General features: G+C 53.9%; 18 protein-coding genes and 4 pseudogenes. 11 read left to right on the top strand and 11 right to left on the bottom strand.

The window, feature by feature from the left end:
- Positions 1 to 9: 9 nt before the first annotated feature.
- Together EXE52_RS06330 and EXE52_RS06325 are read right to left on the bottom strand one after the other, a co-directional pair.
- A pseudogene (locus tag EXE52_RS06330) lies at positions 10 to 1221 on the bottom strand (alkaline phosphatase family protein).
- Between the two features lie 459 nt (positions 1222 to 1680).
- Positions 1681 to 2118 carry an NUDIX domain-containing protein gene (locus tag EXE52_RS06325; protein WP_049933268.1) on the bottom strand — a complete coding sequence of 146 codons (438 nt, stop codon included), beginning with the start codon at positions 2116 to 2118 and terminating at the stop codon, positions 1681 to 1683.
- A 146-nt stretch (positions 2119 to 2264) separates the two neighbouring features.
- Between EXE52_RS06325 and EXE52_RS06320 the strand changes: the two are divergent.
- A pseudogene (locus tag EXE52_RS06320) lies at positions 2265 to 3235 on the top strand (phosphoadenosine phosphosulfate reductase family protein).
- A gap of 354 nt (positions 3236 to 3589) precedes the next feature.
- Here the strand turns inward: EXE52_RS06320 and EXE52_RS18995 are convergent.
- Entirely contained in the window at positions 3590 to 3724 is a 135-nt protein-coding gene (locus EXE52_RS18995) for a hypothetical protein (protein WP_255510314.1), read from the bottom strand.
- 863 nt (positions 3725 to 4587) lie between these two features.
- Between EXE52_RS18995 and EXE52_RS06305 the strand changes: the two genes are divergently transcribed.
- The 3 genes from EXE52_RS06305 (at position 4588) to EXE52_RS06295 (ending at position 5813) form a co-directional block, all read left to right on the top strand.
- On the top strand, positions 4588 to 4836 hold the full coding sequence (locus tag EXE52_RS06305) for a UPF0175 family protein (protein ID WP_137703553.1): 249 nt from the start codon (positions 4588 to 4590) through the stop codon (positions 4834 to 4836).
- A gap of 213 nt (positions 4837 to 5049) precedes the next feature.
- Positions 5050 to 5331: a DUF6516 family protein gene (locus EXE52_RS06300; RefSeq protein ID WP_137703552.1), complete on the top strand. Its 282-nt coding sequence runs from the start codon at positions 5050 to 5052 to the stop codon at positions 5329 to 5331.
- Between the two features lie 68 nt (positions 5332 to 5399).
- Positions 5400 to 5813 (top strand): transcriptional regulator, encoded by a 414-nt coding sequence (locus EXE52_RS06295; RefSeq protein WP_137703551.1) that lies wholly within the window; start codon positions 5400 to 5402, stop codon positions 5811 to 5813.
- Between the two features lie 23 nt (positions 5814 to 5836).
- Here EXE52_RS06295 and EXE52_RS06290 read toward each other — a convergent pair.
- Positions 5837 to 6511 (bottom strand): annotated as a pseudogene (locus EXE52_RS06290) (glycosyltransferase); the annotation flags it as partial.
- A 32-nt stretch (positions 6512 to 6543) separates the two neighbouring features.
- On the bottom strand, positions 6544 to 6726 hold the full coding sequence (locus EXE52_RS06285; protein ID WP_137703549.1) for a hypothetical protein: 183 nt from the start codon (positions 6724 to 6726) through the stop codon (positions 6544 to 6546).
- Positions 6727 to 7132: 406 nt separating this feature from the next.
- Here EXE52_RS06285 and EXE52_RS06275 point away from each other — a divergent pair, with 406 nt between their 5' ends.
- The 4 genes from EXE52_RS06275 to EXE52_RS06260 all read left to right on the top strand — a co-directional run bounded on the left by EXE52_RS06275 (position 7133) and on the right by EXE52_RS06260 (position 10444).
- Complete coding sequence (locus EXE52_RS06275) at positions 7133 to 7987, top strand: hypothetical protein (protein WP_137703547.1); 855 nt, start codon at positions 7133 to 7135, stop codon at positions 7985 to 7987.
- Entirely contained in the window at positions 7984 to 8760 is a 777-nt protein-coding gene (locus tag EXE52_RS06270) for a hypothetical protein (protein ID WP_137703546.1), read from the top strand. The genes EXE52_RS06275 and EXE52_RS06270 overlap by 4 nt, the downstream gene beginning before the upstream one ends.
- The gene (locus EXE52_RS06265) at positions 8757 to 9659 is read left to right on the top strand and encodes a hypothetical protein (RefSeq protein ID WP_137703545.1); all 903 of its coding nucleotides are present in this window, start codon (positions 8757 to 8759) and stop codon (positions 9657 to 9659) included. Before EXE52_RS06270 ends, EXE52_RS06265 begins: the two co-directional genes overlap by 4 nt.
- A gap of 266 nt (positions 9660 to 9925) precedes the next feature.
- The gene (locus EXE52_RS06260; RefSeq protein ID WP_158413990.1) at positions 9926 to 10444 is read left to right on the top strand and encodes an NUDIX domain-containing protein; all 519 of its coding nucleotides are present in this window, start codon (positions 9926 to 9928) and stop codon (positions 10442 to 10444) included.
- Here the strand turns inward: EXE52_RS06260 and EXE52_RS06255 are convergent.
- The 5 genes from EXE52_RS06255 to EXE52_RS06235 all read right to left on the bottom strand — a co-directional run bounded on the left by EXE52_RS06255 (position 10416) and on the right by EXE52_RS06235 (position 16191).
- Entirely contained in the window at positions 10416 to 11606 is a 1191-nt protein-coding gene (locus EXE52_RS06255; protein ID WP_241988208.1) for a glycosyltransferase family 4 protein, read from the bottom strand. The two genes, EXE52_RS06260 and EXE52_RS06255, sit on opposite strands and share 29 nt — an antisense overlap.
- A gap of 96 nt (positions 11607 to 11702) precedes the next feature.
- On the bottom strand, positions 11703 to 12722 hold the full coding sequence (locus EXE52_RS06250) for an NAD-dependent epimerase/dehydratase family protein (protein WP_137703542.1): 1020 nt from the start codon (positions 12720 to 12722) through the stop codon (positions 11703 to 11705).
- Positions 12719 to 13732 (bottom strand): NAD-dependent epimerase/dehydratase family protein, encoded by a 1014-nt coding sequence (locus EXE52_RS06245; protein ID WP_241988207.1) that lies wholly within the window; start codon positions 13730 to 13732, stop codon positions 12719 to 12721. Before EXE52_RS06245 ends, EXE52_RS06250 begins: the two co-directional genes overlap by 4 nt.
- A 62-nt stretch (positions 13733 to 13794) precedes the next feature.
- Positions 13795 to 15132, bottom strand: coding sequence for a sulfatase (locus EXE52_RS06240; RefSeq protein ID WP_137703540.1), 1338 nt, complete (start codon positions 15130 to 15132; stop codon positions 13795 to 13797).
- 81 nt (positions 15133 to 15213) lie between these two features.
- A complete protein-coding gene (locus tag EXE52_RS06235; RefSeq protein ID WP_158413989.1) occupies positions 15214 to 16191 on the bottom strand; it encodes a glycosyltransferase family 2 protein in 978 nt (325 codons plus the stop codon).
- Positions 16192 to 16338: 147 nt separating this feature from the next.
- On the opposite strand from EXE52_RS06235, the gene EXE52_RS06230 reads away from it, so the two are divergent.
- Both EXE52_RS06230 and EXE52_RS06225 read left to right on the top strand, forming a co-directional pair.
- The gene (locus tag EXE52_RS06230) at positions 16339 to 17205 is read left to right on the top strand and encodes a glycosyltransferase domain-containing protein (protein ID WP_137703538.1); all 867 of its coding nucleotides are present in this window, start codon (positions 16339 to 16341) and stop codon (positions 17203 to 17205) included.
- A gap of 220 nt (positions 17206 to 17425) precedes the next feature.
- Positions 17426 to 18562, top strand: coding sequence for a glycosyltransferase family 4 protein (locus tag EXE52_RS06225; RefSeq protein WP_137703537.1), 1137 nt, complete (start codon positions 17426 to 17428; stop codon positions 18560 to 18562).
- Positions 18563 to 18683: 121 nt separating this feature from the next.
- Here EXE52_RS06225 and EXE52_RS06220 read toward each other — a convergent pair.
- Positions 18684 to 19086 (bottom strand): annotated as a pseudogene (locus EXE52_RS06220) (IS5/IS1182 family transposase); the annotation flags it as partial.
- A 291-nt stretch (positions 19087 to 19377) separates the two neighbouring features.
- On the opposite strand from EXE52_RS06220, the gene EXE52_RS06215 reads away from it, so the two are divergent.
- Positions 19378 to 20130, top strand: coding sequence for a glycosyltransferase family 2 protein (locus tag EXE52_RS06215; protein WP_137703536.1), 753 nt, complete (start codon positions 19378 to 19380; stop codon positions 20128 to 20130).

Genomic DNA, 20130 nt, shown 5'->3' with positions numbered 1-20130 from the left:
CCTATCGACTCACGTTCGCAGGCTCTCGCCGTCGAACGCGGCGTCGCCCTCAGCATCCATCATGTCGAGGATCGCGAGTGTCACGTCGAAGAGGTCCGCGTCGGTCAGGTCGAGGTCGGGGTCTGTCGCGTACAACAGCGAGTTCTCGAACTTGTGCATCCTGTTGCGGGGCCCCTCGGTGAAGACGGCCTCCTTGCCGGAGAAGCCGGAATTAAGATCGAACCTGTCGGCAGGAATGACAACCAGATCGGGGGCGATGTCGTCGTGGTTGCCGTCGAACACAGTCTCACCTTTCACTATCCGCTTACACATCTGTCGACCGTTGTGACCAGTCAGCGATTCAAGATCCGCAATGAGCTCTTCCCGTCTCACCTCGTACTGGTCTTGGGGAACGACACCCTCCAGCTCACGGCCCTCCACGTTGAGGTAGAACCGACCAAGAATGAGCGAGTAGGCGCGCGTTTTGTCGTCGCTGTCGGTGAGCGACTCGTGGATCTTGCCGATGTACTCATCGAGCGTGCGGTAGAACTCGATGAATTCCTCGGCGTACTCGCCGTCGTTCGCGTAGTCACCGAATAGGAAGGGTTCACCCGGTCGGTACTCATGAAGACGGCGAAAAAGAGGTCCCAATCGTCTTGATCGAGGCAATGTGAAATTTCTTGTATCAAGTACCAAGCGTCGCGTGTACGTTCTCGATGAAGTCAGTTTTGTCATCGTCATGGCCGAGCTTCGCGTTGACGTCGATCTGGCACTCAAATCGCTCGAGTGTCTCGCGGAGTTCGTCGTCGCTCGTGGCGGAGTCAAGATCTGGCAAGAGGAACCCGGAGACCATCTGCTGGACGCGCGTCGACGGCGGGAACGTGACCGGGACGTTGAGCACGGTCGCGTCGGGGCCGGCGTCGGTGACGCGGTCCCACAGGCGAATCGCCTTCACATGGCGCCCGAGCGGGACGTACCTCTCGTAGAAGTCGCACTCGCGATCCTGAAAGCCGTACAGCCGGTGGCGCCCGGGTTCACACCGGCTGTGAGACTCGGCCAGCAGGCGCTCAACTCCGGCGAGACGATGCTCTCCAGCCGTCCGCCGGAGCCCGCCTCCGCGATGTCAATACGATTCTCGAAGACCTCTGGGTGGTCCTCGACGAACTCGAGCAGGACATCATCAATGCCGAGGAAGACAACACGGTCGTCGTCATCGCCACGCAGCTGGTCAAACAGAGCTATATACACCGCACGTAGGTGATCTAACAGACTCCTTACGGTCTTGCCCGCTAGAGGACGCTACCGAGTGAACGCACCCCGGGGTCAAGCCCCGGGGCAGTCGCCTTGACCGCCTGTACACCATACAGTTGTGGCAGATGTCGTGCTGGCAGTTCCGCATGCGAAATTAAGGGGTCACCGAAGTCGGATGTCGCAAGACGATGGACAACATGATGACCGGAATCGGCAGACTGTGTCGGCACCACAGTCGCGGTACAGATCTCTAGTGCGAATCTGTTGATGTGTTTCTCGTGGAGATTCCATTCCACAGGGGACTCGGGAGGAAGTCTACGAGTTCAATCGTGAGTCGCCAATGGTGTTGCTAGCTTACCGCGACGAGCGCGACGACGACACTGCTCTCTGACCAAAACAGCGGTACGTTGGTACCAGAACCGATTATACACGCCAACTAGATCAACTGCGTTAGTCTTGCGACAGCGATTGGTCGGTGGGCTGGCCGGTCGCCGGTCGGTTCGAGACCGCTTGGACGGCCGCGGCCTGCGGCTCGTTCAGGACGCGACGCGCGCGCTCAGGGAGCATCCACGCCGAGTCGACGTGTTCGTCGCTGATATCGATGGTTCGCTGGGAGGTGTAGCACTTGTAGTGGACGGCAAAACGCCCCTCTTCGTTGTCGTTGACCCACGCGTTCGTCGCTACGGGCGTGTGAATCTCGACGGAGATCCCCGTCTCTTCGGTTATCTCTCGGCAAAGGCCACGACGGACCGGCTCTCTGGGGGCGAGCCGTCCCCCAGGCAGCTCCCACTCTCTGTCAGTCGCGCGCTGGAGGATAAGGTTCCGCCCACGGGGGTCGATGATGACGCCGCGAACACTCACCGTCGCGTGGAGTAGTTCGTCTGTCATTACAGTAAATGAAACTCAAGTAATAATAAATTTGTGGGCCGGCGCGTGTTCAGATCCGAGCGACGTCTCAGCGACGAAATCTGAGATCCTCGTTGCCTGAGTTGGTACTGAAATATCCTTTTAATAACAGCTAAATGTCAACTTACATGCCCAACGACTTCCCGGCAAGTGTCGACGTCAACTACACCGACTGCGAGGGCGAGACCCCGTCCGACTATCCGTCGATTCAGCACAAACTCGAGAAGCCGATCGAAGTCACCCGGCAGGGACTCGAAGAGTACGACAACCCGGCTGTGATGTGGACGGGCGGGAAAGACTCTACGCTGACGCTGTACGTCATCAACCAGGTCGCCGAAGAGTATGGCTACGAGAAGCCGACTGCGGTGTTCATCGACCACTTCCAGCACTTCGACGACATCACTGACTTCGTCGAGCACTGGGCTGACGAGTGGGATATCGAACTCGTGTACGCCCGCAACAACGATGTTGGCACGTACGTCGACGAGCACGGGCTCGAACCCGGCGACGACATCCCGGTCGACGAGCTGAACGAGCAGAACCAGCACCACATCCGTGACATCCTCGAGTTCGAGGAGGACACCTTCCCGTTCCTGCTCGACACCTACGTCGGGAACCACCTGCTGAAGACCGTCGCGCTCAACAACGCCCTCGAGGCGCACGACATCGACGGCGTGATTTCGGGAGTTCGCTGGGATGAGCAGGAGGCCCGCGCCGACGAGACGTTCTTCTCGCCACGGCACGACCCCGATCTGTTCCCCCCGCACGACCGCATCCAGCCCATCCTGCAGTTCGCCGAGGCCGACGTGTGGGACGCCTTCTGGAACTACGTCGTCCCCGACACCGTTGAGGCATTCCCCGACGAGGGGTACGTCCCGCAGGCGGACGACGACCTTCCCGAGGGCGTCACACAGGCGGATATCCCCATCTCGCCGAATACTTCGCCGGGTTCCGCTCGCTCGGCAGCGAGGTCAGCACCGAGAAGACGACCGAGGAGCCTGCGTGGCTGCAGAACCTCGAGGACACGACCGAGCGCGCCGGCCGCGCCCAGAACAAGGAGGACCTGATGGAGCGGTTGCGCGACATCGACTACATGTAACGCCGATCAGAGCGGAATACGCCTCGCCACGGCTCAATATGGCCTGTTTGTCCGGTTGCTACACCACTTTGGGGTATTTCATCGTCAGTGTCCGCTCCACGATCATCCGCTGAATTGACTCCGCTTAGCTAGCGCCTTGCGAGCGAGTCTGAGATACCACCACCGCTCAAAGGTGGAGCCGGATCCGAGCAGCCACGGTGGCTAACACGAGTAGCAGCGCGCCGATACCGCCCACGATGACCGTGTGCCCTGTCAAGCCATCTCGGAGTGGGGTGGCAGCCAGTGTGCCCCTATCAATAGCCAACACGAGACTCCCGAGGACGACGAAGCCACGCGTCGCCGTCGGCGGAGGAGTCAGGCTGTGACCCACGGCGCGACACCGAGCTGGCCGCCCACCGCGAGGTCTCCGGTGCCTGCAAGCGCCGCCACCGTGTACGAATCTGTGGGGTCGACGACATCGAGCGTCTGATGAAACCAGAAGACGTTCATCTAGTCCGACGCGTGGAGGGTGTTAAGCTCAGTGGCGTACAGCGGGGCGACTCAGTGGACGTCTGGCAGCATGCCTCTGTCCCCGTCGAGGAGCACGAGGGCGCGTGCGTACAGCGTTGGCGGTCGGAGGTAAAGCGCGACGAGAGCCGTATACGTTCCGCCGACGTCGAAGTGAGTAATCGCCAGAGACACAGGCAGCGTCACGCTGTACTGTGAAAACGTTGTGCTCAGATATGTGGAGAGTATTTGCTATGACGATTCCCCGCAGGGATCGTCACTGCGTATGTAGGTCCGCGTACGCCATACGGCGGCGGGTTGCTTATAAAACAACCCCCCGTTTTCTCTCTTGATATCGTGACGCAGCACGATACGCCCGATCCCGTCTGGTGATTCGCTGGATACACAAACTGGCGTGGGAGTGATAAATCTGGGAATTTTATTCTCAAAATCTGATAGTACCTCTGTAGAACTGCTCTAACGTCCTCTTTGCGGCACTTAACAATAGTATATAATAGTGTCGCAAAATTCAGTAGATCTACACCAATATCTCCAGAGCGACAGCTCGAGAAGCATTTTGTCCATTTAAAAGAAATCGCATCTCTGTCATCATTTTGAAATATTTTTACCAAGTCCCATCGATGGCGCGTTGATAGGCTGTTTCTGCTTGCTCGGCAATTGAGTCCCAGTCGTATTGCCGGGCGTGATCGACGGGTGACGCCGGCGGCCGGGCGCCGCCCAGCGTCGCGTCGAGTCGCTTCGTGAGCGCGTCGACTGTGGGCTCGACGCAGAAGCCGGCATCGGCGTGACTGGACGGATCCGTACTGAACGGCGCCACTAAGTAGCATTACACCGAATTGGGAGGTATGAGCAGTATCGATCTCCCATCCGACGTGCTAGATGCGATGGCGGCACCGCCCGAGGATCGGGAGCCGATCGTTCGGCAGGAACTCGCAGTCTCACTGTACCGGGAGGGATATCTCTCGTTCGGGACGGCTCGGGAGCTCGCCGGGCTCTCGAAGGCGGCGTTCCACCGACTACTCGGTGACCGCAAGATCCAGCGCCACTACACGGAGGCGGACCTCGCACTCGACGTTGCGTACGGGCAAGACTGACAGTTACCGTACACACGCCGCCGCTGTTGGCCCTCGCACTCATCGAACAGCTTCATCTCGTTGAAACTCAGATCGACGACGGGGTTGTTCCGACGACAGTCTGGGACGAACGTACGGAGACCCCTCGGCCAGAGAGAACTCGGGGACAGTTTGGGGTTTGTTGGAGTCTCGCCCAACACTTATACTGTTGGCCGTTGTCCCAACACGTAGGGGATGCCACAGGAGCCGCTCTTCCAGTATACGCATGTTGAAGCCGGCCTCGTCGAGAACGTCGTGCTTCGGCCGACCGATGATACCGAGACATACCCCTCTGGCTGGACGTACACGCTCCACCTGGGCACCCTCGATGATCTCACACTCGTCCGGTACGACAACTCGCACGAGGACACGAAGGGCCACGAACACCACACCGCGGCCGGCGACAGAGACGACATCGAGTTTCCGGGGATGGAAGACCGACTCGTGGAGTTCTGGGCGAGCGCCGACGAGTACTGAGAGGCCGTCGGCGGTGACCCGCCCCCACCCCACTGATCGACCGCACCCGTCTCACCCATATTCCAATCATGACCACACTCCATATCACCGTCGGCGACCGCGAACAGCTCCGTCAAGACGCACTCCAGTTCGTCCGGGATGTCGACGCCGATGACCTCGACACCCAGGACGGAACGGCGACGCTCCAGTTCGGAACCTACGACGACTTCGTCGACAGCCTCACCCCGCTCCGCCTCGAGCTCATCCGCGCGATCGCGGCAGAGACCCCTGAGAGCATGCGCGAGGCGGCCCAGCTCGTCGATCGCGACGTGTCGGATGTCCACTCGGACCTGAAGCAGCTCGACGTGTTAGGGATCCTCACCCTCGAAGAAGGCGGCCCCAGCGGCGCGATCCAACCCATCGTCCCGTTCGATCGGATCGAGGTCCACATCGACTATCCCCTCCTCGATCGCGGCGACGCCGACACCGCTGCGAGTGCGTAGCGGGAGCACGCGGGCACGACATCTCACCACGCGCCGTTGATCGCCCGCCGATAGGCTGTCTCCGCCTGCTCGGCAATTGCGTCCCAGTCGTACTGCTGGGCGTGGGCGACGGGCGATGTCGGTGGGCGGGCACCACCTAGTGCGGCGTCGAGTCGCTCCGTGAGCGCGTCGACCGTGGGATCGACGAGGAAGCCGGCGTCAGCGATTACTTCGTCGGCGGCCGACTCCGGGTGATCGGCCGCGATGACGGTACAGTCCGCCGCCATCGCCTCCAAGAAGGTGATCCCGAACCCCTCGCGGGTGCTCGGCGACGCGAACACGTCGGCGGCCCGCATGTGGCCGAGCACGTCCTCGTAGTCGTCGAGAAAGCCCAGCATCTCGACGCGGTCGGCGTGGGTTAGCGCGTCCGCCTGCGCGGCCAGCGCGTCGCGTTCGGGGCCGTCGCCAATGACCCCGAGCGTGGCGTCGTGGTCGGCGGCGACCGCGTCGAACGCCTCCAAGAGCACGTCGACGTTCTTGTGCTCGATCAGCCGGCCCGCGAAGAGCACGTCGTAGCCCCCATCGCCGTCGTCGCCGGGCAGCGGCGCGGTGCGAACCTGCTCGACGTCGATCCCGTTCGGCACGATCTCGATGTCCTCGCGGTCGGGCCCGATCGCGGCGAGGCGGTCGGCCGTGATCGCCGAGATCGCGGTGGGGTGGGTCTTTCTGCAAATGTGATTTCTTTATTTGGTCACGCGTCGCCACAGACCGCATCGCGCAGCTCCGCGTGAAGTTCTGGATGGTGCTCTTTCAGGAGCGCCGCATCTTCTTCCAGTTCTTCGATGCGACTCCGGATCCGATGGACCGTCTGGTACTCCTTTTCTGCGGAGACATCCGCCTCTCCACGGATCCGTTCCCGGTCCGTCGTGGTCATGATGGCTCGGTATTTTCCCACGCCGGATAGCTGTCGTACCATCCACTTCTACATTGGTTTCTCCGCACTTTAAATTTGCTATGATGCTAATGTTTGCTTTGTAGCAAAGTCATTTGCCGCTGGAGCGCTTTAGATCGCTTGAGAAGCGTGGAATGGGTCATGAAAATGGCCACTGGGTGTTCCAGCACCCACTGACCACGCTTCGCTACCCACGAAGCATCACACAATCCGATCCAAGACGACAAGAGCCTGTTGTCGACGACGAACAGCCCGAACTCGGCCCACCACTCCGTGAGTGTCCCGTCTGCGGTGCCATTGGACTCCCAGAGCGGATCGAGGACCACGACTGCCAGACGTTCCGTGACAGTGAGGGAGCGCGATGAGCGATACCACCGAATCCGCGGCGATGTTCGACGATGTGTACGTCCGGATCCGATCCGATCTCCTCGTCATCGGTGATTCGATCCTGACTGACCGCCATCACGCCTCAAACGGGAACTACGAGGACGACGACCCGCAGAACCAGATCGGCGGCATTATCCCGGCTTTCCCGCTGTCCGGCTGGCTGCGTCACGGGATGGAAGCGGTCGTTCAACAATACGGCGGCTCGGCGTGTCACCCCGGTGAATCGAACGCGAATTTCAAAAAGGCGGACGTGTACGACCGCGACCTGAACGCTGGCTATCACGAGAAGGGGGCGTGTGTGGACGACCCGAACACAGATGACGGGTGCGTGATCTTCGATCTCTTTGGCGGATTTGGTGGCGTTCCTGGGAAGGTGATGCGGCGCCCGATCAAATTCAATCCGGTCCGGACTGCTGTTGACTACACGCGCGGACAGGCAGAGGGTCACTACCGACGGCTTACTCGACACGTCGCCTCGCGCAACGCCGATGATAATCGTGAATCGCTCCGGAGCATGGAGTTGGACGCCGTCGCAAATCTCGACGGCTGTTGGCAGCTCTCCTTTCGGGAGACGAAACCCGAGTTTCTCGGCCTACTCTGTGAGAGTCTTGAGTATCTTGATTCGCACAACACCGACTTTATGCACCAACTCGGCGGTGCGCGCAACTTCGGGGCGGGGATCGTCGATACGCATCTGATAAATCCGCTCTATGAGGAACACGAGCTAAAACGCGTCTTCAACCGCAGCCGAGGCACCACGAAGACGATGGACGAAAAAGACGAGCAATGGGCCAGCGAGTACCGGCCCGCGTTCGTCGACGCTCTTGAGACGCGTATCGAGGAGGAGACAGCATGAACGACCAGCCACCAGCTCACGAGCAGTCGGCGACCCGTGAGGCGGACCTGCTCGTTGCCTACCGTCACGACGCGCACAAGCTGAACGGCCGATCCCATGCCGCCGCTGTCGACCAGATCGCTGGTGTCCGCGTGAACCAGTCGGTTCCCTACGGGGCGGATCGCGATGCTGCTGCGCTGAGTCGTCCCAGCGGCGAACCAACCACGACGGTGGACAGCCACACGTCACCGTATCGGCTCTCGCTGGTCGACGGCGAGAGTCGGAACCCCCGTCCAGATGTCACGCGGACCGACATCGAGCATGCCATTCGTGAACTGCTCTCCGAGACCGACCCCGAAGACGCCCATCACGCGTGGCTGACCAGCGATCTCGCCGCGCGGTTCAACGAGGCCGTCTCATACCCGTACACGTCGCTGAAGTACCATACGCTGCTCGTGGTGGCGCTTCTCGACAACTATCGGGACGGTCATGCGTTTTCGGACCTCCGGCTGGTCGTCGACGACGCTGAGACGATTGTTCCCCATCGAACCGTGTTCGCGGGTGATCGATTCGCACTGCGGATTACTGCGACGGAGCCCAATCAGCCGTTCACAGGGCTTGGAGATCAACCGCGCCGATCGTGGGCGTCGATATGGACCCAGCTGCCGACACACCCGATCGACACGGATCATGCGACTGAGGACAGGATCCTCGATGCGAACCTACGGCGTATCCGGTCGTGGAGTACCGCACTCCAGTACATCGAGGAGTACGGGGCGGTGTTCGACTCATGACGCTGATCCAGCAAGTCCACTGGGAACTCGACATGGACTATCTGGGACATCCGTACTACGTGTCGGGCAACGCCATTCTTCACGCGCTCGGGCAGCGACTCTCACAGGATCGGCATCAACAGCTCCACGCCAGTCACGGAATCTTCGTCCCCGGACAGTTCGGTACGTTTCCAGCGGCCCACTCACAGAATGGGTTTCGGCCTTACCTCGGGACTGGCCTTCCCGAGGTCGAAGCCTATGCGGATCTCTTCGTTCACCGACGCCCGACCCATCGGTGGCTGTTGGACTCCCGGCCGCGAGACGCGCTGAACACCCACGACATTCGTGTACATAGCGGACAGCCGGGGTTCGCACACGAAACGATCATGGGGCGACCAGACGACGCGCGGAACCAGCAGCGGACGACCAAGTGGTACTGCAACGCCTACCTACACGCCGATCGCGATGATGTTCTCCCGCTTGAAGAGGAAGTACTCGATGGGCTCCAGTTCGGCGGGAAGCGCAACTATGGGTACGGAACGACTCGGTTCAAAGAAACGCAGCTTGTTGATCTCGACGCGCTTGGTTACTCGCGGGTTCGTGAGAGCGAACGTTTTCGTCTCGAACTCGTGACGCCGTTCGTGCTTGAATCCGAGTACCCGAACACCGTCGATGTGGACGCGCCGTGGTGGTGGAGTGTGGAACGGGACGCGTTGCGGGAACGCACCGAACAAATCGTCGAACAGTGTGACACGTACGCGCTTCGGACGATCGATCACGGGCAGGTTGTGGCATATGCGGGTGACCGCCCGGTCGAGACTGGCAAGAAGGGTGTCCTTCGTGTGGGCAGCCACTCGAAATACGGGTTCGGTGAGCTGCGAGTCGTGCCCGTTGGCTCCTCCTCCGTAATCGGGGACTGAATCTGGTCGTGTCGTTTCTATCTTGATTATCTTTTTTGTGAGCGCAGGATCTGCTAGCCAACATTTCACCGGTTCCCCAACGTTAGCGACGATGCGCAGGATGGGACGTTACGGAATTCATTGATGCTACGGGAGCCGAGAGGACTAATTGGCGGTTCGTATCGGTATGTGATCGAGCCGTGTGACCGGTGCGATATTCTGCTGAGCAGCCGCTCTCGATGCGAAATCCCATAGTTCTAACACCGTCTCTCAATATTTGTTACGTAATGGCGGGCGTCCCCAATTATCGTGGCGAGTGCGGCGCAGAGCTTGAATCAAAACACATCGAAGGCCGTGATCGAGCGTACTGCGGGCACTGTTCGAAACCAGTCTATCGGAACGCGAAGCCCTGCGGAGGCGTCCTCGTTGTCGACGACGAACAGGTACTGTTAATAAAACGAACGAACCCGCCGGCCGTCGGGTCGTGGAGTCTACCGGCTGGCTTCCTCGAGGTGGATGAACCTCCAGAGATCGCCGCTGCTAGAGAATTACGAGAAGAAACCGGGGTGTCCGTCACCCCGGACGACCTCGAACTATTCGAGACGAACCTGATCGATCATGGGGACGGAGCACACGTCTTAGTCATCATTTACCGAACGACTTTGAGCGCGGTCTCCGGCGACGTACAAGCAGGCTCAGATGCGGGTGACGCACAGTTCTGGCACATTGACGAACTCTTAGCGGCCGGAGAGTCGATTGAACTCGGTCACGAATCAATCATGCGTCGGGCGATTGCGGAGACGTAGTCCCCACAAGCATCCGGTAGTATTCGTCGATCGAGGCATCCGTCGTGAAGTTTTCCTCAAATGCGCGGCGCGCGTTGGTCCCCTGTTGATCCGCGAGCTCGGGATCCGCTTGCCATGTCTCGATCGCTTCAACGATCCCTGATGTGTCACCCTGTGCGACGTGAATCCCAGCGTCGAAGGTATCCACGATCCGCGATTCGTCATCATCCGGTTGCGCGATCGTGAGGACCGGTTCACCGGCTGCCATTGCGGTGTAGAGTTTGCTCGAGACACAGATCCCTTCGAATCCTTCTTTCACGGTGACGACGGAGGCGTCGGCCGAGGTAAGACTGTACGGAAGATCGTCCCACGGTTGATACGGAAGGAATCGAACCGTATCGCCACGCAGTCCAAGATCGTCGGCTCGCGAGACGATGGTGTCTTTGTTGTCACCTTCACCGATGATCAGGAACTGGACATCCTCGTCTTCGAACGCCGCAGCCGCTTCAACAAGCGTCTCGAAGTCGTGAAACTCCCCAATATTTCCCGAGTACAGGATGGTGAACTGGTCGACGAGATCGTGTTCTTCGCTGAACCAGTTTTCCGTTTTATCCATGGGTTGAATAAACTCCTCGTCCTCCCAGTTATGGATGATTTCGACCTTACTCTCGTCGAACTTCGGCCCCGAATTCCGGCTGATACGCTCTTTCATGACCGGACCGAGTGCGACGATGTGTTTCGCTGCGAGGAAGGCTCGCCGATTGAGCAGATCCCAGATCCGGTGGGGAACGCTTCCCTCGGGAATATACTCGAGTTCGACGGGCTGATCCGGATACAGGTCGTAGACGATGTAGGTGTACTCCCAGCCACGAATACGACAGACGAGCCACATCGCGACCGGAAGGAACGGCGGATTTGAGACAAAAACGACCTCACGCTCCTTCTGTGGACGACTCAAAAGCAGCGCAAAGAACATCCATACCGTGAAGATCGCCCAGTTGAACAGGCGACGTGGGATCGAAGATTGACGAACCTGTGGAGCGCGAATGCGTTTTATTTGAACACCTTCGTGAGTGGACACTCGGGGCTGTTTCTCGTTATCGCCGCTGTGATAGTTCGGTTGACCAGTGAGGACTGTCATGTCCAAGCCACGATCTTCGAGACCAACCGCGAGATCGGTCATGAGCTGGCCTGTCGAAGCCGTATCTGGATGGAAATACTCCGTGACCAGAACGTACTCCTTGTTTGCGTTAGCCATTAAAATATCCGAGACGGGAGGTTATCGTTCGTGGAGCAGCGTTTCGAGGTTCTCCCGAACGTACTCTTTGTCACGCGCGTCGACGTACCAGTCGAGCGTGTTCTTGATACCTTCTTCCACGGTGTACTCCGGCTCCCACCCAAGCAGTTCCTCCGCGCGGGTTGTGTCCGCGGCCCGGTGACGAACGCCCTGCGGCTTGTCGGTCATATAGTCAATCTCGTCAGGCTCCCAGTCGAGATCGTCGAAGATAATCTCGACCGCCTCGTTCATCGTCACATATCGGCTGATGCCCGCGTTGACCGGCGTCCCATCCGTGATGTTCTCAGCAGCGAGCCGCAGAGCACGCGTGATGTCTTTGACGTAGGTGAAGTTCCGCGTCTGTTCGCCGTCACCCCAGATCGGGAACGGGTCCTGTTCCGCGTACGCCTTCGCCATGAACGCGACGATCGCGTGGGTCTCGTTCTCGCGAGGGCCGTAAGCGGTGAAGATCCGGACGATACTCGTGTCGATGTCGTACTGCTCCTGGTAAGCTTGGAGGGATCGTTCTCCCATCAGCTTCGCCCAGCCGTAGACTTCGTCGGCGTACGCCCCGCCACGCTCCTCGAAGCTCACCATGTCCTCGCGGAGTCGCTGGCGTTCCTGTTGGATGTCCGTCGGATACGTACAGGCGCTGGAAGCGAAGGAGATACGATCGACACCGTTCTTGGCGGCAGACTCGTACACGATGTTGTCGAGCGCCATGTTCGAGGCACAGTTCGCCGGATAGTTCGAGATGTATCCTCGCCCGCCGTGGTCCGCGGCAAGGTGGAAGACCGTATCGATGTCTGCGGTGGCTTCGTCGGCGAACGACCGATCTTTGAGATTCCCGCTGACGATCTCGATCTGATCCTCGACCGCCGCGAGGTTTTCCGTTTCACCGCTGGAGAAATCGTCTGCGACGCGGACATCTGCGCCTTCCGCGACGAGATCTTCAACAAGGTGGCTCCCGATGAACGACGCACCGCCGGTGACGAGCACATGCTCGTCGTTCCATTCACTCATCTGTCACCTCCATCTGCGACGGCCGTCTGTTTAGACCCTTCGAGTTCGTCTTTCGCCCATTCGTATACACGCTCAAGTCCGTCGTCAAGCGCGACCGAAGGCTCCCAGTCAAGGGCGTCGTTCATCTTCGTCGTATCCGCCGCGTACTTGTCCGTCCCAGTCGGCATCGAGAGGTCGTGTTCGATGCTGAGGTCCTTTCCACTAATTTCGATGATCTTCTCGGCGAGCTGGTTCATCGACACGACTTCTTTCGCGTTCCCGATGTTGAGCGGTTCGCCGTCAACTTTCGCTTCCATCATCTCGATCAAACCGTCGACGAGGTCTGTCACGTAAATGAATCCACGTTCTTGGGTCCCATCACCGAACAGTTCTATCGATCCCCCGTCCTCAGCTTCGATGGCTTTCCGACAGAGCGACGGGATCACGTGACTACTGTCCGGATCGAGGTTTTCACGTGGTCCGTACGCGTTGAATATCCGGGCGCTCCCGGTCTGAATATCGCTGTCTTCGTGATATGCGTCGCATGCGACCTCCCCAAGGACTTTCGCCCACCCGTACGTGCTGTGGGGGTTCGCGGGGATCGCTTGGTCTTCGCTGAACTCGTTCAAGTCGTCGTGTTGTTGTCGGTAGATACAAGCGCTCGACGCGAAGAGGAACCGATCGACATTGTTGATCCGAGCTGCCTCCAGCATGTGCTGGTTCATCAGCACACTCGGAGTGAGTCCACCGATGTTCTCACGCTGAATAAAGTGGATCCCACCGACGCTCGCAGCAAGATGGAAGACGTGATCGATGTCTTCAGTCGCCTCGATACATCCTTTGTGCGTTGTAAGGTCAGTCGGCCGAACTTCGACTTGGTCAGCGAGGTGTTCGATCCGTCCGTGTCCTTTTGTGAACTTGTCTGCAACAACGATATCCGCGCCACGTGAGTGTAGCTCTTCAGTCAGGAATGATCCAATAAATCCGGCCCCTCCAGTAACAAGAACAGTCTGATCTTTCCAATCTACCATACACATGAATATCTGTTAGCCGTCAATAATCTTGCTATTACGTTAACGATCAGGATATCCTGTCAGAGATAGCCAAGATCTTCGAGGCGATCCTCGACATCGGTCTCGACGTCGCCCTGGAGATATTTTGCCTCCACGTCGAGCTCGTCGAGTCGTGCAAGTACGGCTTCACGGACGGTCGCCGCATCAGGGTGCTCTCGAACAACCTGCTCGAAGCCACCGTCTCGAAGATCAAACAGACGGTGTTCGTCGTGAATCTCATCACCCTCGTAGAGCCAGTCCTCGGAGCGTGCACCGACGATGACGTCACCCTCGACCTCGTGTTCGGCCATGATGAACTCTCGTGGGTCATCTTTCCCGAGAATACGCCCTTCGTATTCAGCCGGTACGTCCAGCCCCAAGGCGTCGTGGATGAGCGGGGGGATATCGAGTAGACTGACGAGATCATTCTTTGCATCTTTGAGGTAGTCCGGACCATTCTCAATGACGAGTGGAACGCGAAGTAGCTCATCATACATTCGTTCGGGTTTGCCGTACTGGCCGTATTCTCCGAAGAGTTCGCCGTGATCGGAGGTAATGATGATGAGGGTGTCGTCGTATCGTCCGGTGTCTTTGAGGTGTGTTATGATCCGACCGATCTGATCGAACGTGTACTCAATTGCGGCTTTGTATAACGTTCTGAGGGTGCAAATTTCTTCCTGCGACAGGGTTTCCGGCTCTCGGAGTAAAGCCGAGTACCATTCTGAGACATCTGTTTGGGTCACGTCCGTCATATCGTAACGCTTGCGGTACTCTTCTGGAGGAAAACAAGGGTGATGAACGTCCATGTAGTGGGTCCAGCAGAAGAACGGTTGGGCCATCTTGTCAAGCCATTTAATGGTGTCGTCGGTGATAACTTCGGCGCTTACGTAGGGTCGGGGTTTGCCTTTAACGAGCTGGTAAGACTTCTTGATAGCGTCCGTGATGTGGAGTACGTCATCAATGCGTTGGAATTTTGGATTGTTTATCTCAATCCCACGAGGAAATATTTTGGTAGCGATCCCCATCAGTGGATTCTGATAATCTTTGAAAACATCGTATCCAATGTCGTAATTAAAATAGTTTGAGAGGAAAGGATTACACTGGAACCCGGCAGTTTCGAGATCACTCTTCTGAAGATATGACGCAAGTTTCGGACGAGTATCTAGAAGGGGGCCCAAGCCACCATATGAGAGCGGCATTGTCCCAGTTAACATAGCAGGGAATGATGGCGTAGTACCGGGTCCAGTTGCGAATACAGATTCAAAAGAGACAGAAGGACCGTCAATGATCTCTTCAAAAAGGGTTACTTGGGTATCCTCCTCCGGAATACTATCCATCCTGAGCGAATCAACCGTTATTAATAGTACATTTTTGACCATGATTTAGTTTATATTATGCTCAAGTTTACCCCTAACTGTTTCGAGTCGAAATTTTAGGGCCATCACATCCAAGACAGCACCCTATAAAGACTTGAAACTGTCGAGGAAGGATCTGATTTCTCGATAAATAGTTCTGAATTTATTTGTAGTATGGTTATATTGCTGTCGATGCCTGCGCTCATCTACCAACGAAGGAAGTTGTTTCAATGAATCATAATACGCCTTAAGAACCCACTTTGAGTATCCTTGAACAATTGAATCGAAAACTGTGGCAAGTTCAATTGGGAGCTGGACTAAAAGGCGGAGTAGGCTGAAATTGAGAAGGTAAAACCTTACCCGAGATCTTCTGCGTAAATAATACGAATAGTAAGGATCTGTCCCTGCGCTAGTCCGTGATTTGTGTATTACCTCAGATTCTGGTGTGTACAGTATCTTATATTTTTGATTTTTCGTTTGGAGACAAAAATCAAATTCCTCCATATAGAATGCATAGTTCTCATCCAGATAACCCACGTCCTCGAATAGATTCCTCTGAATGAGCATTGCTGCCCCTATAGCACGATATATCTCTTTCTGTCGATCATACCTCTTCTCAATGGCAGTCAGTCCTTTATTTACAATTTTTGGGATTCCAGATTCGCGTAATATAATTTTGTCTCCCATGAATTGAGGATCTCCATTCTCATAAACTAACTTCGGGGAGACTACTTTGGTCTCTTCTGCTGATTCCGCTAATTCAACAAGTGGTTTTAACCAATTCTGTCCTACTTCCGTATCATTATTTAATAAGAGAACATACTCCGAATTTGTAGATTTAATCGCCCTGTTATTTGCTTCAGCGAACCCCAGATTCTCGCTATTTTGTACGATTTGAACATCAGAATGATTTTCTCTGACATAAGAAACGCTATTATCAGAGCTATTATTATCTATTAATACGATTTCGTAATTTGGATATGTTGTGTTATCTTTTATGCTAATTATACAGTCTTCCAAGAGCTCACGGCCATTGTAGTTAAGAATTAGAATGCTAAGCTTAGGAGGGTCTTGTTTTCTCATATTATAATTGGCCATATTACCTAATTTTGATTGTCGGTTTTTTTGTACTCATGTGAACATATCGAAACAAGTCTATTTAAGTCCTCTCATTGTGTGTTAGACAAATAGACCGAAAAATATGGCCGAACTCAACGCAATATTAGGGAGATGAAAGAGGGCTCTAAAACGGTTGTATATACCGCTGTATTTGGCGATTACGATGTTGTACTTCCACCGAAATGCTTGAATGATTGCCTCGAATTCGTATGCTTCACAGATTCACCTGAAAAGATACCGGAGCCATGGAATGTGAGGACTCTTTCTGAACAAACCTTGTCTCCAAAGTTGAAAAGTGGGAAAGTAAAAACTCTTCCACACCGCTACTTCCCAGAATATCATCAAAGCATTTGGGTAGATGCGAATATCGGAATAACGGGGGACATAGATAAACTGCTTGAAGAGCAATTAATTGATTTCAACTTGGCGGTACCGGAGCATCCCTATCGAAGCTGCATCTATAACGAAGCAGAAGCTTTGATGGAGAGAGGTATTATTGAACCGGAGGTGACACAAGCACTACTCCAAAAGTATGAACGTGACGGCTTTCCTAAGAATTTTGGTCTTAGTGAAACGAGAGTGTTGCTGCGAAATCATCAAAATACGTCAGTCAAACGGAGTATGGATACGTGGTGGGAAGAATACCACCAGGGACCAGAACGTGATCAGCTCAGTTTTGAATATGCCATGTGGAAATCTGGGCTCGAATACAATCAGTTAGCATCAGCTATTGCTGTTAACTCAGAATATTTTCGATATTTTCCACACAAGAGACAGACATGGTTTCCAGAGCATTTCGAACGTTTGCTCCGCAACAGTTGGCGATCTAGTCTAACTCCTAAATCTATTTTAGCTTCTTTCCTGCTGAGTGTTTATCTCTCAACTTCAAAGCTCAACGGTGCTAAGAATGTCTTCATGAATGAGGGGATTGGCGGTGTTTTTACCGAAATAGAGAGAAACATTAGAAATTTTAAATAATATTTTGCTCGCAGATGATAGATGAAGAGCCCAATAAAGAATATACTCCGCTAATACCCAGGAATTATGTTCCCACAAAGTCTTAAGCAGAGCTAAGAACAGATCAGGCTAGTTAATCCAATATTGAGAATTAGTGGCACACCATATTAATTATCCAACTAAATATCACTCAATACGAGAAACTGACTTATCCCTCAATTTAGATTCTTAAAGAATTGCCATGAAGGTTACAATCCTAGCGAATGACCTATCGATGAATAGTTTGGGGCGTGTTGGTTTACTGGCCTCACTTATCGAACGCAATCACGAGGTTGAGATCGTTGGCCCTCAATTCAGTGATGAGGTTTGGTATCCAATGAGAGATAGGTTCGAATACAAATCGGTTCGATCAAGTTCGAGATCTTATCGTTTTATATTTGACATTAGTGAAATCATCAGAAAAATTGAGGGTGATGTACTATACGCTTCGAAACCTCTCGTAAGCAGTTTCGGGATTGGACTTCTCGCAAAGTACAAGACAGGCAAACCACTAATTTTGGATATTGACGATTGGGAGTCAGGGTTTCTGTATACTAACGAAAGCCGAATAGGAACCTATCTGTGGAATATCGTACGGTCAGCAGAAATAAATAGTTTGTATTTTATCCGTTTTCTCGAAAAAATTCACAAGAAAGCAGACTCAATAACAGTCTCAAACCGGTTTCTTCAGAATAAATTTGGTGGAACACTAGTCCCGCATGTACGAGATACTACCCAATTCGACCCGCAAAAATTCGATCAAAAGAAAATGAAAAAAGAACTGAATCTACCCACTCAAAAAAGAATAATAATGTTCTCAGGCACTCCCAGACCTCACAAAGGTCTAGGTTTGTTGATCAAGGCATGTAATCAAATTCCGGACGAAGAGTTCGCAGTTGTCCTTGTCGGGGCAGAAAGAAATCATGAGTTGATACAGAAACTTCCCGATAGCTCCGGCTATCAGATTTTCTACGAGGGCATACAGCCCTTCTCTAAACTCCCTCAATACATAGCTGCTTCAGATATTATTTGTGTGCCTCAACGCGATACAGCAAGTTCAGTAGGCCAGCTACCAGCAAAACTCTTTGACGCCATGTCAATGGGAAAACCGATCGTCACAACATCTGTCTCTGACATTCCAGAAATTATTGGAAAAGGTGGACTGGTAGTTCCGCCAGATGAAGTAGACGCGATAAGGACTGGTCTCCTCAAACTACTCCAAGATAAGGAATTACGGGTAGACCTAGGACGTCAAGCGAGGTCCAGATGCGTGGAGGAATATAGTATAAACAAATATGCAACTGTTATTGATGATATAATCATGAGCTGTATTGAATAGAGTATAGCTCGTATTCAAAGAATATATAGTGACAATTCAAAATGACGGTTGATGATAATGTGTGGTAGGGTATATTAGATTTGTTTTATATTCACCTCCAGTCTGTGACTTACAGCGTTCAAACGCAGTAGTTCGTGTAGTTGGCGTAGTGGCGGCTAGGCTGATCATTCATGGTCAAAGCCAGTCGAATCGATAACAGCTTGCCCGGTGTGTTTCTCGGCGCGTCAGCCGAGAAACGCATGCTACGTCTTGGTCAGAATCCGCTCAAACCACGTGTGAAGCACCGTGTAGTGTAGGGGTCTAGTGAGTCCGATCTCTTCAAGCACACCGGGCATTTCTGAGAGCAAATCCACTGCGACACCGTAGGATTTGCCCAGCTCGATACATAGTGTATGTAAGGTGAGCATCGCCCACTCAGTGAACCCGCCGATCTTGAAGCGGAAGGCGGATTCGTCCGAATTTGCGACAACTGACTTTGCCTTAGCTACCGTAAAACGCGTGTAGAGACGGATTTCGGATCTCACACCGATCTGTCTCTTCGATTTCTACCCAGATAACGGAGTTGTCGGATTCACGTCTAATGAAACTATACAACTAATTAATCATAATCAATTTATTTCAAAAGTTATTTAATAGATCATCTATATATCTGACTTGACTACTAATTACAAGAAAACAGTCCACCAGAATATAAGACGAAAAGGCAATATAGAAATGAGTAAAAATGGAAATGATACGATTCTTAACGTTCAAAACCGACAGTTTTGTATATAAATACAATACACCAATAGTTTTACAAATCATAGAAAATACAAATGAAATTTAGTATCATTTCTGTATATAATGACCGAGAAGTTTTGTCTGAATATCTATTAGATGGTATAGACAAGCAAACATATAGTAAGTATGAGACAGTGCTTATTAACAACGAAAAACAGCAGTATGACTCCGCTTCTGATGCTTTAAACGAAGGAGCCAGAAGGGCTTCAGGAGAATATTTAGTTTTCATTCACCAAGATGTGAAGCTGCCCAAATCTTACCTTTCAAAAGCAGTGAGTTATCTTAGTGATATCGATGATCTTGGTATAGCGGGTGCAGCAGGCGTTCGAGAAACTGGGAAATACAGTGCAGAGGGTGTCAATACCATTCACCATGGGCCGGACCACTGCGAGTGGGAGCGCGGAACCCCTATATCCGAACCAACAGAAGTGGAAACATTAGATGAACTTCTTCTGATCATTCACCGGGATGTATTTGATAAATATAAATTCTCACCATCTTTGTGTCCTGGGTGGCACCTATATGGTGTTGAATATTCGATGCGCATGAAACGGATTGGTAGGAGCGTTAAGGTCTTACCACTCGATCTTTGGCATCGCTCTGATGGCGGTTGGCGAGGCTGGCATCACGATCGCACCTTACTACGCCTAGTGCGTCACTACACGGAAGTAGACTGTATCCATACGACCGGTGGATCATGGCCTGCATCCGAACTCTATATTCTATGGCGTCTAATATACAATAATGTATTATCATATGACGGATTAAAAAATATCACTCGTAGGTGA

This window comes from Halorubrum sp. CGM4_25_10-8A, from assembly GCF_005435025.1.
GTDB lineage: Archaea > Halobacteriota > Halobacteria > Halobacteriales > Haloferacaceae > Halorubrum > Halorubrum ezzemoulense.
The sequence above is the reverse complement of the archived record's forward strand: the minus strand, read 5'-3'. Positions and strand labels throughout refer to the sequence as shown.